Origin of the sequence: Halorhabdus amylolytica, from assembly GCF_004944975.1 — an archaeon.
Classification (GTDB): Archaea; Halobacteriota; Halobacteria; order Halobacteriales; family Haloarculaceae; genus Halorhabdus; species Halorhabdus amylolytica.
In genome coordinates, this window is record NZ_SPQG01000004.1 from 73894 (window position 1) to 91377 (window position 17484).

General features: G+C 58.4%; 14 protein-coding genes and 2 CRISPR repeat arrays (1 of these 16 only partly in view). Of the genes, 4 read left to right on the plus strand and 10 right to left on the minus strand.

Going from position 1 to position 17484, the window contains the following annotated elements; genetic code table 11:
* A CRISPR array of direct repeats spans positions 1-2026; the repeat unit is 37 nt; unit sequence GTTTCAATCCCGGTTCGGGTTTTCTGACTCCTGCGAC; it begins 2154 nt to the left of the window's first position.
* Positions 2027-2136: 110 nt separating this feature from the next.
* From cas2 to cas6, 9 genes are read right to left on the minus strand one after another with little or no spacing between them, the layout of a single operon-like run.
* A complete protein-coding gene (gene cas2 / locus E3374_RS07245; protein WP_136688412.1) occupies positions 2137-2409 on the minus strand; it encodes a CRISPR-associated endonuclease Cas2 in 273 nt (90 codons plus the stop codon).
* A 2-nt stretch (positions 2410-2411) separates the two neighbouring features.
* A complete protein-coding gene (gene cas1, locus E3374_RS07250; RefSeq protein WP_136688413.1) occupies positions 2412-3416 on the minus strand; it encodes a CRISPR-associated endonuclease Cas1 in 1005 nt (334 codons plus the stop codon).
* Complete coding sequence (gene cas4 / locus E3374_RS07255; RefSeq protein WP_136688414.1) at positions 3413-4021, minus strand: CRISPR-associated protein Cas4; 609 nt, start codon at positions 4019-4021, stop codon at positions 3413-3415. Before cas4 ends, cas1 begins: the two co-directional genes overlap by 4 nt.
* Positions 4018-6123 carry a type I-D CRISPR-associated helicase Cas3' gene (cas3, locus tag E3374_RS07260; protein WP_136688415.1) on the minus strand — a complete coding sequence of 702 codons (2106 nt, stop codon included), beginning with the start codon at positions 6121-6123 and terminating at the stop codon, positions 4018-4020. The genes cas4 and cas3 overlap by 4 nt, the downstream gene beginning before the upstream one ends.
* Positions 6120-6827, minus strand: a complete 708-nt coding sequence (gene cas5d, locus E3374_RS07265; RefSeq protein ID WP_136688416.1) for a type I-D CRISPR-associated protein Cas5/Csc1 — start codon at positions 6825-6827, stop codon at positions 6120-6122. The genes cas3 and cas5d overlap by 4 nt, the downstream gene beginning before the upstream one ends.
* 4 nt (positions 6828-6831) lie before the next feature.
* Positions 6832-7827, minus strand: a complete 996-nt coding sequence (gene cas7d / locus E3374_RS07270) for a type I-D CRISPR-associated protein Cas7/Csc2 (RefSeq protein ID WP_136688417.1) — start codon at positions 7825-7827, stop codon at positions 6832-6834.
* Complete coding sequence (cas10d, locus tag E3374_RS17845) at positions 7824-8267, minus strand: type I-D CRISPR-associated protein Cas10d/Csc3 (RefSeq protein WP_136688418.1); 444 nt, start codon at positions 8265-8267, stop codon at positions 7824-7826. The genes cas7d and cas10d (E3374_RS17845) overlap by 4 nt, the downstream gene beginning before the upstream one ends.
* Positions 8264-10765, minus strand: a complete 2502-nt coding sequence (gene cas10d / locus E3374_RS07280) for a type I-D CRISPR-associated protein Cas10d/Csc3 (RefSeq protein ID WP_136688419.1) — start codon at positions 10763-10765, stop codon at positions 8264-8266. Before cas10d (E3374_RS07280) ends, cas10d (E3374_RS17845) begins: the two co-directional genes overlap by 4 nt.
* Positions 10758-11651, minus strand: a complete 894-nt coding sequence (gene cas6, locus E3374_RS07285) for a CRISPR system precrRNA processing endoribonuclease RAMP protein Cas6 (protein ID WP_136688420.1) — start codon at positions 11649-11651, stop codon at positions 10758-10760. The genes cas10d (E3374_RS07280) and cas6 overlap by 8 nt, the downstream gene beginning before the upstream one ends.
* A gap of 126 nt (positions 11652-11777) precedes the next feature.
* Between cas6 and csa3 the strand changes: the two genes are divergently transcribed.
* A complete protein-coding gene (gene csa3 / locus E3374_RS07290) occupies positions 11778-12452 on the plus strand; it encodes a CRISPR-associated CARF protein Csa3 (protein WP_136688421.1) in 675 nt (224 codons plus the stop codon).
* A 109-nt stretch (positions 12453-12561) separates the two neighbouring features.
* A CRISPR array of direct repeats spans positions 12562-15736; the repeat unit is 37 nt; unit sequence GTCGAAGCAGGGAGAAAACCCAGGACGGGATTGAAAC.
* 117 nt (positions 15737-15853) lie between these two features.
* Here csa3 and E3374_RS07295 read toward each other — a convergent pair.
* Positions 15854-16201, minus strand: a complete 348-nt coding sequence (locus E3374_RS07295; RefSeq protein WP_136688422.1) for a hypothetical protein — start codon at positions 16199-16201, stop codon at positions 15854-15856.
* Positions 16202-16381: 180 nt separating this feature from the next.
* Here E3374_RS07295 and E3374_RS07300 point away from each other — a divergent pair, with 180 nt between their 5' ends.
* The 3 genes from E3374_RS07300 (at position 16382) to E3374_RS07310 (ending at position 17461) form a co-directional block, all read left to right on the plus strand.
* Positions 16382-16567: an HVO_0416 family zinc finger protein gene (locus E3374_RS07300; protein ID WP_136688423.1), complete on the plus strand. Its 186-nt coding sequence runs from the start codon at positions 16382-16384 to the stop codon at positions 16565-16567.
* A 91-nt stretch (positions 16568-16658) separates the two neighbouring features.
* Positions 16659-17009: an ArsR/SmtB family transcription factor gene (locus tag E3374_RS07305; RefSeq protein ID WP_136688424.1), complete on the plus strand. Its 351-nt coding sequence runs from the start codon at positions 16659-16661 to the stop codon at positions 17007-17009.
* A 149-nt stretch (positions 17010-17158) separates the two neighbouring features.
* Positions 17159-17461: a DUF7521 family protein gene (locus tag E3374_RS07310; RefSeq protein WP_136688425.1), complete on the plus strand. Its 303-nt coding sequence runs from the start codon at positions 17159-17161 to the stop codon at positions 17459-17461.
* Positions 17462-17484 lie beyond the last annotated feature (23 nt).

Below are 17484 nucleotides of genomic sequence, written 5' to 3' on the forward strand. Positions count from 1 at the left end.
CGACGCGATCAATCGGCGAGTTTCAATCCCGGTTCGGGTTTTCTGACTCCTGCGACCGAGAGATAAAAACCTTGCTGCTTGGATCTGACTCGAGTTTCAATCCCGGTTCGGGTTTTCTGACTCCTGCGACCTCGGTGTTGCTCATGTCAAATCACCGCCGTCGATGTTTCAATCCCGGTTCGGGTTTTCTGACTCCTGCGACTCGTCGACGGCGTGTCCGGGGCGTTGGCATCCCCGCGTTTCAATCCCGGTTCGGGTTTTCTGACTCCTGCGACGGAACTCGTCGTTTCGGCGTCGGGCGACACGGATGAGTTTCAATCCCGGTTCGGGTTTTCTGACTCCTGCGACATCACCCCGTAGTTGTACCGGACGATATGCACCCACCGTTTCAATCCCGGTTCGGGTTTTCTGACTCCTGCGACGTCGAATCTTTGACGACCGACTGACTCGTCGTCAGGTTTCAATCCCGGTTCGGGTTTTCTGACTCCTGCGACCCCGACAGCGTGCCGCCCGAGGATGTGCCGATCTCCGTTTCAATCCCGGTTCGGGTTTTCTGACTCCTGCGACGCGACACTCGACGACTCCGAGCTCGTCCTTGATGGTTTCAATCCCGGTTCGGGTTTTCTGACTCCTGCGACGAGATCGCCGAACAGTGGGTCGGCCGGGTGCAGGACGTTTCAATCCCGGTTCGGGTTTTCTGACTCCTGCGACCGTCGGCCGATCCGACGCGAACCGAACGCATGGGCGTGTTTCAATCCCGGTTCGGGTTTTCTGACTCCTGCGACCTGACGGATACCAACTTCCATGACCTCGTGTTGTTTCAATCCCGGTTCGGGTTTTCTGACTCCTGCGACGGCGCAACTGGGTGTGGGAACGGTTCGTCGACGACGTGTTTCAATCCCGGTTCGGGTTTTCTGACTCCTGCGACCCCAGAAGTGGGACGCCATGAGGGCCGAGATATGATGTTTCAATCCCGGTTCGGGTTTTCTGACTCCTGCGACGTGTCGGTCGATGTCTGAGCGCAACGACACCGACAGGTTTCAATCCCGGTTCGGGTTTTCTGACTCCTGCGACCGCGCCGAGCAAGCCCGTCAGCGTCACCGGCGATGTGTTTCAATCCCGGTTCGGGTTTTCTGACTCCTGCGACTTGTCGAGGACAAGTCGGTACCCCGTCGCTTCCGTGTTTCAATCCCGGTTCGGGTTTTCTGACTCCTGCGACCGGTCACAACGTCGTTCGACCGGAGCACGTTATCGTGTTTCAATCCCGGTTCGGGTTTTCTGACTCCTGCGACGACGCGGTAGCCGTCGCCCTCGCGTTCGTACTCACGGTTTCAATCCCGGTTCGGGTTTTCTGACTCCTGCGACATCCTGTCAGCGGGCGTTGCGTCGAGTTGGAGGTCTTGTTTCAATCCCGGTTCGGGTTTTCTGACTCCTGCGACAAGGCCAGCGCCCCGCCCGCCCACAGGATGAGGATCGTTTCAATCCCGGTTCGGGTTTTCTGACTCCTGCGACTCCGAGTCCGTCTCGCGGTCGGTGTCGTCAGGCATCGTTTCAATCCCGGTTCGGGTTTTCTGACTCCTGCGACCGAGCTCTCCCTTGACGAGATCGTCCGACAGACTGGCGTTTCAATCCCGGTTCGGGTTTTCTGACTCCTGCGACTTGATATAGCCGCGCTTACCCCATTAACATCCACCTGTTTCAATCCCGGTTCGGGTTTTCTGACTCCTGCGACCGGAGGATCGGGCGAAAGACCTCCAACTCGACGCAAGTTTCAATCCCGGTTCGGGTTTTCTGACTCCTGCGACCTCAAGGTGGGCGACTTCTCGATCACTTCTCCGGTCTTGTTTCAATCCCGGTTCGGGTTTTCTGACTCCTGCGACATGCCTGACTGCAAGGTGCGCGAACAGACGATCGAAGTTTCAATCCCGGTTCGGGTTTTCTGACTCCTGCGACGGTAACGAGGTTACTCCAATCATACTGGTTGACCTTGTTTCAATCCCGGTTCGGGTTTTCTGACTCCTGCGACAGGGGGTGAAAATCCGGCGAGAGGGGCAATAAATCTTCCTCCGGGCGCGAATATCGTCAGTCAGTTCGTCGATGGGGGCTGTACAGAGAGTTCAAAAAGGTCCACGAAACTCAGAGTACGTTGGACTGCTCGTCGGGTTGGTCCGCACCGAGATTCGAGATATCGTCGAGGCAGGACTCACAGAGTCGGTAGATCCGAATCCGATCTCCGTCATCCGGATCGATGTGTTTCTCCAACTCATCCTCCAGCTCGACACGTTCGGTTTTGTTCACCTCCAGTTCGAACACGCTGTACTGCTTCCAGGCTCCGTACTTCTGGAGCGTTCGGTAGACCTGCCGGCGATTGGCGTCCTCGCTCACGTCGTAGGCGATTGCCAGGCGCATGGTTAGCGATCGAACGCAAGGGCGTGGTATTCGTCGAGTTCGTTCGTGATCGCCTTTCGCAATAGTATCGCCTGCTGGCGGACGGCTTTCCGACGCGTCACTTTGTACTCGAAGTACGGATGGGTCAACTCTTCCTGCATGAAGTCGTCGAACTTCGAAAGGTACGTCTTGAAGGCGTCGTCGCTCAGATGGTTGTCCTTCGTGAAGTCGTCGTGGGTGAACACGCCACGGTTGATCAACCGCGTCACGAACGCGTCACAGAAGATCGGCCGGAACTCCTCTTCGAGGTCGAGCGCCAGCGACGGACGACCGTGCCGATCAGCGTGGAGGATGCCGAGGAACGGATCAAGGTTGTACTGGCGCAGAGCGCTCATCGCCTCGTTCTTCATGAACGTGTAGGTCAGCGACAGCAGCGAGTTGACGTGGTCTTCAGGTGGACGTTTGGTCCGCTTTTCGAAGGTCCAGCCCGAGACCAAAGTCTCGTCGAGGCGATCGAAGTACCGCTCGGCAGCTTCGCCTTCCGTCCCGCGGAGGTCGTCCTTGTTCGAAGCGTTTCGAACCCGCTCGCCGAGGTCCTTCAGTACGTCCGTGCCGTGGACGCCCTTCCGGGAGAGGAGCGTCCGCTGGTTACGGATCTTCGCCGCGATCATCGCCTTCGCGATGGCGAGTTCCTCGGTGTATCCTAGCGAATACTGAGCACGGCGGATCTCGGCGATGGTGTTCTTCTCGGGGACGAAACTCCCGCGGTACTTGCCGTTCTGGGTGAAGTAGTTGAGGACGATCCCGTGTTCGTTGGCCTCGGCGACGAACGGCGTCGTGAAGTTCACGCCCCCGAAGACGTTGATCGTGTCCAGTTTCTCCTTGGGGTAGGTTGCGAGTTCCGGATCTTCATCTTCCTCGGCGTCGACGTCCCAGACGACGATCCGTCCCTCGTCGGTCCGGACTTGGGTTCCCTGCTTGGTGACGTAGACGACCGACTCGTCGAACATCCCCTCTGTGGCCTTCATGCGTGATCCTCCCAGCCCGTGCCTTGGGCGCGTTCGGGCTCGAGTTGGGCTGTTTCGGCAGGCATGCAGTATTCGCGGGCTGAACAGCCGTTGCACTTGTTCGGGTTGTCGGTGAACGGTGGAATCGAATCGACTGACATCGATTGAATCCGGGAAACGATTTTTGAAACCGCATCGCGATGCTCCTCGGTGATGTGAATCGCGTGACGTTCGTCGGTCGAATAGAGATAGATGTAGCCGACGTTCACCGGCTCACCGATGGCTTCTTCGAGCAATAGACAGTACGCCGCGATCTGTACCTCGTCGCTTGGGTAGTAATCCCCACTCTCGGCGCGTTTTCGCTCGATCGGAGTAAGAGACCCACGATCACTCTCGACGAGGTCGATCTTTCCGTGCAACCCAAGAGTGTCCGACCGGAAGTACCGTTCCCTGGTCCACCCGCCACGTCGAGACTGTGCGGCGTGTTTCGACCGGCCATCGACGAGTTCGTACGGCGTAGCGATCTGATCGTGATACCGCTGGTAATAGTATCTCCGTGGGCAGTAGACGTACTCCTGTAACGCACTCACGTGAACCAGTTCGTCGCGAAAGTTCGTCCTCGTCATAAGCCATCGAGGAACGACCCGTCGTCACTGCCTGTAAGCCGTTGCTCTTGTTCGAGTAAGTGACAATTGAGGTATAGAGCGTCCGTGCCGATTGCCAGACTGTGTAGCTCTTTGTTCTGGACGCGGATCGGATACAGGAAGAAAAAGTCATCGAGATTGTACTGCCGTTTCACTCGACTCGGTGCCCCGCTGACAGCGTAACAGAGAAGCCCTGACTCATCGCCATCAGAACGCTCGCCACGTTCGCGAAGTCGTTCGTTCACCTTCGTCACCGATGGGACGCGGGAACCAGTCCCGTTCGGATCGACACCGATCTGCAATCCCGACTGTAGCTGCGGTTTCCGACCCGTGTTCGACGTGTCGTCAATCCACGCGTTCAGGGCTGGCCCAGTGAAATACACGCTCCGACCGAACCCGTCGTCGTTCGTGTCGATCGTTCCGTCGTAGACGCAGAACCCATCCACGTAGCGCTCCTTGCGCTCTATTTCAGGGTGCTGTTCCGACGGCACGTGTCTTTGGAAGGTGGTTCTGTCGACAAACTCGACATCGCCATACCGAAGCAAATAGAACAGGTCGTAGGTCGTGACGCGATCAGTCGTCCGATCGTAGACGAGCGCCTGAACGTTGTCGCCTCGGTACCATTGCAGGGCCGTCAGGACGCGCCAGTCGAGTGCGTCAGTGAACGCCTCCATGTCACGGAGCGAAAAATCTGTTCCAGAGCCGACGCCGAAGTGTCGTCTAATCCGATCCAGCGTGGCTTGTTTGATCGCCTGCTGGTCGTCGGGCGGCGCGTTCCGGAGTCGATAATCGAGGTGCTCGAAGGCTTCGGCGGCGGAATACCGTGCATCGAACGTCTCAGGTTGTCGTGGGTCCGGATAGACTTCGTCGAGGATCTCGTCGAGTTCGTACCGCGTGATCTTTCGTTTTCCCTGGTCTGACAGGGCATCCGCCACTGTCGAAGGGACATAACAGCGCGCTTCTTTCGGGTCGCTTGCCGAACGCAACCGCCCGAGGCGCTGCAGGAAGCTCGCACGATTGTGTCCGGCGAATAGGATTCGATTCACGTCGAAGTCGATCCCGACCTCGACGGCCGAATTGCTGACCAAGACGTCGAATCGGTCGAGCTTTTCGGCTTTGTTTTCCCCGTAGAAACCGTCGATCCGTTCTACGTTCCCGTCCAGTTCATCATCGAGCCACGAGTACACCTCTCCGACTTCGTGAATCCCGTCTAGCATCACGACAGTCCGTCCGCCGCGACAGAACTCGAGCGTCTCGTCGCTGTCTTCGAACAGCTGATCGGCCGTGCTGAACGTCTGAGCGGAACGAACGTCGAGTTCGACCGGTGGCATCACGCCGAACCAGTCGTCGCCGGGCGAATCCGTGTAGGCTTTCCGTTCCTCACTCTCGTGTTCTGTCACCCGGTAATACGGGGCCTCCATCGCGTCCTCGAACAGTCGTCGTTGGCGCTGGTCCGGCGTGGCGCTGAGAAACGCCACCTTCCGGAGTGCGACGATCGCCTCGTCCTCGGATTGCATTTCGTCGAGGAGAAACCTGAGCGTGTTCTGTTCTTTCCGACCGGCGCGGTGGAACTCGTCGACGACCGCGACGTCGAAGTCCTTGTACTCGCGAGAGCCCTTTCGGTAGAGCCCACGTCGCATCATCACGAAGATGTCCGGGTTCGTGAGGAGAATGCGCTGGTCGTTGTACCGCCCTTCTTGTCGCAGCCAGTCGTCGAGGACCGCTCCGTGAGACGTCGAGCCGAAATCGTCGCTGCGTTCTGCGAGCGTCGACGCCGTCGCTTTCAACACCGCGACGTCGTGGTCGATGTACTCATCGACTCGGCGCTGAATTGCCTCCTGCTGGTCGGCGACGAGAGCATTAGTGGGATAGACTGCGATCGCGTCCATCCGATTGTCGAGTACAGGGGCGAGCCACGCCGACGTCTTTCCACCCCCTGTGGGACTGTCGTTGACGGCGACGAACCGATCCTCGTTTTCGAACAGTCGCTGCATCTCTCCCTGGTGAGCGAACGGGGATACATCGAACGGGTACGGTTCGTCGCGTGTCCGCAAGGCGACCCCAGCGAGATCGAGTGCCGTCATCGTTTCGTCGCGAGGAAGGTGAGTTCAGTAGGGAACCGAACCCGGTCGTCGGCCCCTCGGTCGATAGTGAGGTACTCTCCGGTGTAGTCGCCTTGCATGACGATGGGGGTCGGTTTCATCGATTTCGTGATGACGTTCCCCTCCGGTGGTTCCGGATGGTCGTATGCACCGATCGGGTGATTCAACCTGAACTCTCCGGACTGTCTGGTCGCGGACCGATGCTGAATATCGAGTCGCGCCTTCCCCCGTTTCTTCCCAAGGCGAACGTATTGGGGTAATCTTTCGTCGACTTCCATCGCGGACGGACCGCGGGGAATGACGAAAAACCTGAGCGGAGTGCCATGTGCGAGCGAGCGCCGCCGCCCGTAGGACGGCAGATTTTGCTTGGCGTTCGGATCGTCCTGGGCCGAATAGTTCACTTCGGCGTACTCGTCACGCGTCGCGTTGTAGGTCGTCGTCACGTAGTTCGGAGACGTTTCTGGCACGGGGGCCGCGGGCGAGACGTACACGTCGGTAATGTCCGCGGTATCCTCGACGTAGGTGGGTTCGTACGACGTGTCCACGTAGCGACCGCTCGCCAGGCCCAGCGCGTAGTAGAGGGCCGTATTGAGGATGTAGGGCTCGGTGTCCGCCAGGCGTCCGACCTCTCGGGACGTGAAGGTGACTTCGCCCCGCGTTCTGAGGGTCGCTTCGAGAACCTCCATCGCTCTATTCAGCCTGACCCAAGAACGCGGTCGAGTGGTCGCGTTGTTCGGCGAGCACCTCGGCGAAGTCGTCACCAGTTGCCACGTCAACGATACTGTCGACGGTTTCCTGGGGAACCCGCTGTAAGTCGAGGCGGTCCGCGTCGATCGAATCTTCGAATGCACTACTGACGTGTTCGGCCGTGCGACCGGGATCGAGGGCCTCAGCCATCACGACATCCGTCGCTGACTCGTAGTCCGTCGCGTCGTCAGCCTGGAGTCGGGCGATCGTCTCGCGAGTGAGCTCGAGGTTTGCCGGCCCTTCCTCGCCGCCGACGTAGACGCCGAGGATCCGATTGTTGACCCGGCCAAGGCGTGACGTCGTGGCACCGTACCGCTTGTTTTTCGCCGTAATTCCGAGCACGAATGCGAGTTCCGCAGGCGTCGCATCCCGAAGCGTGACGACGCTGGGGAACATCGTCCCCGGCTCGAAGAAGTCGGGTTCACGGATGGTCGCCTCGGCCGACTTGGCGTAATCGTCGCCAGGGGCGTTCTGGAACTTCTCGTCGATCACGACACTCGCGTCCCGGAGGGAGTAAGCCGTATCGTACATCACCCGAGACGTGATCGAGACGTCACTGCCTTCGTCACTGCTCGCGGCACTCCCGTAGAGGATGCACTCGACGCAGTCCTGGCACATCTCGTTGACCTGCATCGTGCATTCGTCTTCGTCGTCCTCGAAGAGTCCCAGGTCACGCTGGAGGGCCTTGCCGAAGCGCCGATCGCTGCCGGTCTGCTTTCGCATGAACATCAGCCCGGGAGCGTAATCCATCTGTCCGTCTTCGGCGTCGAGTGCGACTGTCGCGATGTCGGCGTCTTCACCGTTCGTCGTGAAGACGGCGTGGCTCTCGAGTTCACGCAGGACGAGGATGTTCACGAAGTTGCTCCGCGGGCGGAGCGTCATTTCGTCTGCGGGGACGGTACCGGGTTCGAGTTCGGGATAGGTGCTCTGGTCGATCATTGATCGTCAGTATCGTCGGATTCGTTGTCGAACTGTTCTCGCTGCAGGCGGAGCGTCGCGGCGTAGAACCCGTCGGCGAGGTTGTTGGCCCGCCGTTTCAATCGAGAAGGTTTGCCGTCGAACATGTCGATCAGTACCTTATCGACGAAAAACTCGGCGTACCGCTCGACGCGCTCGTCGTAGGTTCCATCCACGGTACTGTCTTCATGCGGGACACGGTACACCTGTTCGCTCCGCTCGGGGACCTTCCCGACGCGGCCGGCGACGGCGTCGATGGCGTCCTGCCGGGAAATGTCGAGCGGACCGAACTCCTTGACTGCCTTGACGCTCTCGCGGAACACGCGCTCGATTGCGTACGCCTTGTCGTTCCCTGGCGCGGGCCGGATCACGTCGAACGCTCGAGCTGCGAGTTCCGATATCGTATCGCTCGTTTCTTTCATTCGTGTGATGATTTCGTTTCAATAGTCGTCGAGTCGATGCCGGTTTCCTGATCAAGCACTCGCGCTTCCTCCAGCAGGTAGCGAGCGTTACTGCCATCATCGGCCTGCGCGATGCGCTTGAGCAGGTGCGATCCAGGGAGTAGCTTGTTTCTGGTCACTCGGAGGAATTTCGCGAACAGCGCGTCGTTCCGGTCCGTACCGTACCCGAGTTTGATCAGGGCCGAGGCGGCGCGTAAACGGGACTTCAGCTCGGATAGCCGGATCTCGGTCCCGTAGAAGTCGTGGACTTGCGTGAATCCGGCCCCGATCCTGGCGTACGTCTGGAAGTCTCTCCCTCTAACGTCCGGGATCGGCGACTCCGAGACGTACACGCGCAGCCCGGCGTAAGCCGCGACGGCGAGTGCGACGTACACGCCGAAAAACTGGAACTCCGTTTCGTTGTCCTCCGGTTTGTAGTATCCGAGCGTGCGCGCCCCGAACTGCGAGCCAGGATCGAAGCCCTGGTCGAGCGTCTCGGCCATCTGTCGGCCCGACTCCTCGTCGAACAGTGCGCTCTCGAATCCATCCACCTCGGTCGAGTCGAGATCGCCAGTCAACCAGAGAACTGCCTCGGCAAGTCGACCGAGTTCGATCCGGCTCTCGCCGCTGAATTGGCTGAGCACGTTACCGTATGAGCGCCACGAGAGCGGCGTATAGAAGTAATCGGGCACCAGGTGGATGAACAGTCGGCCACCCTCGCGACGGGAGGCACCAGTTTCCCGGAGGGACAGTTCGATCTGACAGGGAACGCACGCGAGCAGATCGTCCGGTTTGCCGGCGTCCACAGGGACGTGATTCGAGTATCCGGCCTGGAGTGTCGTCAGCGACTTCGGTGCTTCGAGGTCGCTCTTGCGCGTGCTCGTGGTCCCTCGGTTGCAGAGGACACACGTCTTCCCGCGTCGAGTGGCATGGTACTCCTCGAAGGGATCGCTGAGCGTCGTGTCGCTCGCCGGCATCGGTCGCCCATCGATCGACACTACGTCGGAAACGTACGCTTCGAGTTCCGATCGGAGATTTCCGGCGTGAGCTTCTTCGACGATGTCGGTCCAGTCATCAGCAAGTCGATCGAGACCCGCCCGGACGCGATCTGTAATGTCTCCCACCGAAGTCACGCCGTCCTCGATCAGTACCTGGCCGATGCCGTAGGAGTATTCCCATTTCCCGCCGGCCGTGGGGGACAGATCGTCGTCTTCACTTGCGGCGATTAGGCCATCGCGGACGCCGGATGAAACACCAAAAACGTCACAGGTGACTTCGAGGCTCGACCGGTCGTCGTCGATCTTTTCGAGGATCGGATCGACGAACGCCCGACGGACGGTATACGCCAGTCTTGCGTACCCGACAGGCCTCCGCGTTCGTTCTATCTCTATTGGGAGGTGTTCCTCTATGCCAGCCATCGAGTCTGCCATGCTGTCGGTGGGTTCGTCGTCCCCGTCAGCATCGCCGACTGACTTCCGGACGACTGCACCGAGAACCTTGTCGGCACCGGCATAGAAGAACTCCTGATCATTGATTCCGTAGAATCCCATCGAACGCGTGGCGAGGTTATTCGTCAATTCACTCGAATCAGCGTAGGCATCGTGGGAGCCCCGAATGTTGGTCTGTAACTGATCGATGATCTCGGCCACAAACTCTTGATCGACGGACGGCCGGTCCGCACCCTTTGGAACGACATACACACAGCCATCCTGATATATAGCAAGAGGTTGATATTCGAACGTACCCAGGCAATCGGAAATCGCACTATTGAGGAGGTTCGTCAAGATGCCTTTCACGTCATCAAGGACGTGCCGTCGGAGTTCAAACTCCGATTTGAGATACGCGCTATCGATCGCGCTCTGGACTGACCCGTCGGTGGCTGCTTCAGGAGTGTCGCACGAGGCGAGTCCGTCAGCGACGCGGATGAACGGTCGAAGATCGTCGAATCGCCTGGTCGTCTGGTCGTAGTTAGCCGTCCAGTCGTCGTGGTGATCGATCGCACACGAGCGGAAGTCCTTCGGATCGAGACCCGGCGCGAATGTGTCGAGTCCGAATCTCTCGACGTACTGCTGAACTTCATTGGCCGGGATGTCGAATCGACTGTTCGGCTCTGCGTCGCGCTCTGGATCGAGTTTGTGAACGTCGTGTATCGTGAACAGAGCGATTGCGGCCCGCAAGTCGTCCTCATCGAGAGTATACCCATCGAGCGAGCGCACGGCGTCGTTCAACTGTGCGAGGACGAACACGCCGTTTCGTACGTGATTGAGCAGTGACTGATCGGTCTTTCCATATTCTACGCTCTTCGCCGCCTCGAATCCCCAGCCTTCGTTTACGAGTTGAGGATCGACCTCGGTCCGGAAATGCTCCAGAACCGTTTCTTCGACCGTTTGGTCCTCTTCGCTTGCTTCGTCTTCTGGTGCCGAATGGAGGTTCCCGAGAACTGAGTCTAGAACCTCCATCTCCGATCGTTCATCAGTCATCTGTAACGGTCACCTCCACACTCCCACATCCCCGAGCCACGGCACTTCCCACACCACTGTATTCCCCGAACAGCGCCAGTGCTGTCACCGCGTTCTCGACGCTCTCGCTCGCGCCCTTGAACTCGTAGGCGCACGTGCCCGTGAACCCTTGCGAGAAGAGGTTCCGGTTCTCCCCGTCGTCGTTCTCGACGCGATTGACCAGCACGCTGTGGGTATCGAGACAGTAGCCGTCGCGTCGTCCCGGATCGGGTTTCTCGATCACGCCCGCCTTGATATCCTCCTTAGACAGATCTATTTCCAGATCGTCAGGACACGAATTTTCCCACTTTCCCAACAGTGAGTTGAACACCGCCCACCGATGCGGAAACATCGTTGTCACTTCCCCACTCTCTTCGATGCACGTCGCCGTCTCGAATTCCATCTCGATTGTTGGATCGTCGAACTCGCTCGCCCGCTCGAGTAACCCTTCGTAAGTCGCGTTCTCGCTCTCGAAACTCTCCACGCGGAGCGTTCCGTGTGAGAGCTCGATCGAATCGTTCTCGAGTACCAACCCGGAGACGAGCCCCTGGAAGATCTCCTCGTCGGCGGGATCGACCACCCCGAGTGAGAGATCGTAGGTGTTGTTCGCCCGAACGGTCTTGTGGTGTGGTCGATCGCTACCGTCGAACCCTCCCAATAGCCCACTCACGTGCAGACTTCCTAACGCGCTGTCGTGGACTCGAGCACTCACTGACGAGTCTACGTCATCGAGGACGGACAGCAGGGCACTGTACACGGAGTACCCGTCGGAGACGGGAACTGGAAACGACTCCGCCGGACGGAGCGTGAGATCGATCCGACGGAGTCGACCCGCTCCGTCGGTCTCGTTTTCTAACTGACGTGCCATCGAATACCGCCACACTCGACCGGGAGAGTGATAAAAATACCGGCGCACTGATACGAAATACTTCCAAACAGATCCCACTGAAGTGCAACGGTACGCCTTAGTGAGCCGGCTGCGATGGGACGGTAAATGCGAACGTACATCTCGACGCTGGGATTCCACGAGACCAGGGTCACGCGACCGGTAATCAAACACGGGATCGACGATGGAGATCGCGTCGTCCTCGTTCGGCCTGCTAATGACGGGAACAGCGAGAGGGCTGCAGACGCGGTCGGGTACGTCGAAGATATGATCGCGGAGATCGAACCCGATGCCACAGTCACGACCGAGCAGGTGGACACGAGTGGGTTCATGGCGACGACATTGCAGTGTAGCGATCTGTTGACCGCGGTCGATCAGGATCGCGATCTCGTCGTTAACTTCGGTGGAGGCGCACGCGAGGTACTGCTTCCGTTGTTGATCGCGACAGTACTCCATGCGCCGATCGTTGATCAAGCGTTCCAGTACACAGACGTTGACCAGGAGGTGGAGACGGTCCCGATCCCGAATTTGACGACACAGATTCCCTCGAGTGCCGTCGATACGTTCGAGTTGCTGGTCCATCTCGATCGTGAAATGGCGCTGCCGGAACTGGCTACAGAGAGCGACAAGAGCAAGAGCACGGTCAGTCGACACGTGGAGTCGCTGGCCGAAGCTGGCGTGTTTGAAACTTGGCTGGAGGACAACGCGAAGTACGTCTCATTGTCACAGACTGGTGTATTGATCGCCCGTGCCTGCCCAAGTGAGGACTTGACTGCTCTGTAGTTTCGTAGACCTTTATCAAATGGCTGTATAGCCCCGGTCGACGAACGACCACCACAAAATGACGTCACCACAAAGATTTATTGCCTCTCTCGCCGGATTTTCACCCCCAGTCGAAGCAGGGAGAAAACCCAGGACGGGATTGAAACTCACCTTGCGGGTTGCCCGTTCCATCGCCGAACTGACGTCGAAGCAGGGAGAAAACCCAGGACGGGATTGAAACATCGACGCCGTCGAGTCCATGACGGACGCCCTCGGCGTCGAAGCAGGGAGAAAACCCAGGACGGGATTGAAACACGTTGATCGCCGATTTCGCGTCTTCGCTATCGACGCGTCGAAGCAGGGAGAAAACCCAGGACGGGATTGAAACGAGGTGACGGAGGTGGCGGACGGAGCGGGGGAGTCCGTCGAAGCAGGGAGAAAACCCAGGACGGGATTGAAACGAGGTGACGGCGAATGAGTGACGAGAACCTCGGCGCGTCGAAGCAGGGAGAAAACCCAGGACGGGATTGAAACCAGAAGCGGGTCGGCGTCACCGTCGACGAACCCGAGCAGTCGAAGCAGGGAGAAAACCCAGGACGGGATTGAAACGTCGCCGATGCGTTCGGCGAGGCGGTCGACCTCGGCGGTCGAAGCAGGGAGAAAACCCAGGACGGGATTGAAACGCCGCCGAAGACGATACCGACTACTCGGCCGTGGCCGTCGAAGCAGGGAGAAAACCCAGGACGGGATTGAAACGTGTGAACGCTGACATGTTGGAAGGGGATCACTACATGTCGAAGCAGGGAGAAAACCCAGGACGGGATTGAAACTCGTCGAGCTGCTCGCGAAGGGTCTCGACCGCTGCGGTCGAAGCAGGGAGAAAACCCAGGACGGGATTGAAACTGGAACTCACCGTCGAAGGGCGCTACGTCCCGCGAGGTCGAAGCAGGGAGAAAACCCAGGACGGGATTGAAACTTGCGGCCGTGATCCAGAAAGACGCCGATGTCGCCCCGTCGAAGCAGGGAGAAAACCCAGGACGGGATTGAAACGCTATTCGTGTATCTGCTGGCAGGTTATACAATCGTCGAAGCAGGGAGAAAACCCAGGACGGGATTGAAACTTGTAGGTTTTCCCGTCCGGCGTTTCCACGGTTGGTCGAAGCAGGGAGAAAACCCAGGACGGGATTGAAACATCTAAACGTTCCATCAACGCTTCTGTATCAACCGTCGAAGCAGGGAGAAAACCCAGGACGGGATTGAAACTTGCACCCTTCCCAGAGGCTTTGACACTCTTGGGTGCGTCGAAGCAGGGAGAAAACCCAGGACGGGATTGAAACAGGAGATCGCCCGTGCTGTCCCCGCCCTCTTGCCCGGTCGAAGCAGGGAGAAAACCCAGGACGGGATTGAAACAGCGCTCAAGGAGGTCGGTCGGAAGCATCGCCTGGTCGAAGCAGGGAGAAAACCCAGGACGGGATTGAAACAATAATGGGCCGTGTGACCGTTCTCGGCCGGTCCGGTCGAAGCAGGGAGAAAACCCAGGACGGGATTGAAACGCGTCGATCAGCTCCCAGCCGTTGACGGGATCGGGCGTCGAAGCAGGGAGAAAACCCAGGACGGGATTGAAACACAACTACGAGACCGCAACTGAAGGATCGGACTACGAGTCGAAGCAGGGAGAAAACCCAGGACGGGATTGAAACTACATCGTCGCCGAAGACGTCCCGTACCCGGACCACGTCGAAGCAGGGAGAAAACCCAGGACGGGATTGAAACCGGATTCGGTTGTACGGAGTCGATACTGAGTCGCAAGGTCGAAGCAGGGAGAAAACCCAGGACGGGATTGAAACGAACAGACAGCCTGGTCTATTGCTATGAGCCATAACGTCGAAGCAGGGAGAAAACCCAGGACGGGATTGAAACTGCTCCCGAGCGTCGTGATGGAGTGGGGTGGCTGGGGTCGAAGCAGGGAGAAAACCCAGGACGGGATTGAAACCGGGAGACCGCCCCCTAATGCGTCCTCCTCGATGACGTCGAAGCAGGGAGAAAACCCAGGACGGGATTGAAACAAACGGGTAGTTCGACATATACTGATACGGACGATGTCGAAGCAGGGAGAAAACCCAGGACGGGATTGAAACTTTTCCGACGCGTTCACGACTGACGACGCACTCGGGTCGAAGCAGGGAGAAAACCCAGGACGGGATTGAAACAATAGCGACTTGTCGCCTTCTTCGTCTTGCCATTCTGGTCGAAGCAGGGAGAAAACCCAGGACGGGATTGAAACGAGTTTTTCGAGGAGTGGCCTGAGGATGAGTCGAAAGTCGAAGCAGGGAGAAAACCCAGGACGGGATTGAAACATCCGGTCGGGTACTGGTGCGATTACTGCGGTGAATGTCGAAGCAGGGAGAAAACCCAGGACGGGATTGAAACATCCGGTCGGGTACTGGTGCGATTACTGCGGTGAATGTCGAAGCAGGGAGAAAACCCAGGACGGGATTGAAACTGGATAGCGTTTGCCAGAGAGAACGTCAATCCAGTGTCGAAGCAGGGAGAAAACCCAGGACGGGATTGAAACTGGATAGCGTTTGCCAGAGAGAACGTCAATCCAGTGTCGAAGCAGGGAGAAAACCCAGGACGGGATTGAAACATGATGAATGGATTCGCTTTCAGCAAGAGAAACATGTCGAAGCAGGGAGAAAACCCAGGACGGGATTGAAACACCGGCTACGCCGACCCGTCGGATGCGAACGCCTGGAGTCGAAGCAGGGAGAAAACCCAGGACGGGATTGAAACCCCATCGCCATTGTTGTTGATGACTGATGCGGCGTGTCGAAGCAGGGAGAAAACCCAGGACGGGATTGAAACTACGTGTTCCCGTCAGTCGTCGTGACGGTCTGGCCCGTCGAAGCAGGGAGAAAACCCAGGACGGGATTGAAACAGTACACCTACGACATCGACGTCCTGTGTATCTACGGTCGAAGCAGGGAGAAAACCCAGGACGGGATTGAAACAGCGGTCGTGGGAAAATGGTAGTGGACGACGGCTCTGGTCGAAGCAGGGAGAAAACCCAGGACGGGATTGAAACACAGTGCGGACACTCCAACCGACAGAACTCGTCGAGGTCGAAGCAGGGAGAAAACCCAGGACGGGATTGAAACAGTTGATCGCTAGCCATTTCTTCCGGCATGGCGACGACGTCGAAGCAGGGAGAAAACCCAGGACGGGATTGAAACGTGGGCCTCTGCATCGCTCTGATGCTCGTCTGAATGTCGAAGCAGGGAGAAAACCCAGGACGGGATTGAAACGTCACAATTCAGGCATACGAGCGCCGCGTATGCGAAGCGGCGGGTGGATTTGAACCCTGGAAGTCACAGCCCGCGCAGCCGAGTGAAACGAGGCGAGCAGGAATGTCTTCAGCCGGTTCAAAGCCGGTCCAGCCGACCCTGTCGAACGGTCCACTCACCGCCGTCTAGGAGTTCCTCGAGCATCGGCCGTAGGTCGGCGCCAGCGACGCCGAAGAACTTCTCGCGACCGACGGGGGTCCGGAAACGGACAATATAGGTGTAGTCGGTCGCCTCAAAGACGGAAAGCGACGCATTGGCACCCTGATTATGTACGTCCAGCTGTGGCGGCGCGTCCCCGCCAGTGACGCGCGATCCCAGCCCCCAGCTCAGCGATTCGATCGCCGCCCGATCGATCGGCAACACGTCGGTGAGGTGGCCATCCTGTCCCGATCCGTGCTCGCCCGGCCCCGTCTCACGGGATGACATGTCCACCCGTACGACACCGACACCCAAAAAGCGATCCCTTTCCGCGCGGTCAGCAATGACCCTGCGACCGGGTCGTTAACAGTGGATTTCCTTCCAAAAGAGGTTCGCGTTATCTAGTGACGTGGTAACACGTGTATGAACCAACAAACATATATGCTGGTGTGGTATACCATGTCATGTATGGCCACCGCACCGAGCACCGACGAGGTGATCGACGAGTTCCTCTCCCAGCGTGGACACGAAACCGGGACGGTCGATTGGGAGGAGAACTATAACAAGAAGCAGTGTCCGGACTGTGGTGGGTTACACGAGTCGACAGCAACCGAGTGCTCGGTCTGCGGGTGGGTACCCGCGGGTCCGAATTGACGTCTACCGCCCGATAGAGACGGGATATCACCGTCAGCTGACACCACTCGCCTCACAACATTTTTGAGTACTGCTTGGGTACCTCACTGCAGTGGGAGACGAACGACCGATCGAGGAAGTCCTCGACACGATCGGGGACGAACACGCGCGACACGTTCTGGCGGCTGTCAGCGAGGAGGCAAAGTCCGCCAAGGAGCTCAGCGAGCAACTCGACCTCTCCCTGCCGACCGTCTACCGTCGGCTGGAGATCCTCCAGGAGCACGACCTGGTCACCGATCAGACAGCCGTCGCCGACGACGGCAACCACTACAAAGTCTACCAGTCGAACTTCGAGAGTACCGTCATCCGTCTGGAGGACGACGAGTATCGGGTCCGGATCTACCGCTCGGAGAACCTCCCCGACCGGTTCGGGAAACTCTGGGACGATCTCAATGTGGATTGACAGTCCGAGACGTGTCCGGTCGCGGCGACGGATGACGGTCCCGTGATCGGCGAAAAAAGCTCTGGAGTCCGGCCCCAGTCCGACCGTCGTCGGCCGTATCTGTCAATGATTACATTGATATACCGGGCTCATCAACTGACGAGCGAACGATGGTTTCCAGCGTCGTCCAGTACGGGCAGGCGTTTCTCGTGTTGTTGCGACTCATTCTGTTCGGCCTGACGCTGGGTATCACGGTTATCAGTTTTCAGGCCTACCAGCAACGCAGATCCGAACGACTCCAGTACGCGTTCATCGGCTTCGCGTTCATCAGTATGGGAGTCGCGGTGACGAACATCGTCTCCCAGATGTTCACGGCCGATCCCTCTCCAGGTGCGCGATTGTTCTTCAACATCACCCAGACGATCCCGTTCATTATCGGTTTTGCTATGCTGTACCTTTCGCTGTATCGGTGACTGTGGGTACCTCTCGCTGTCTC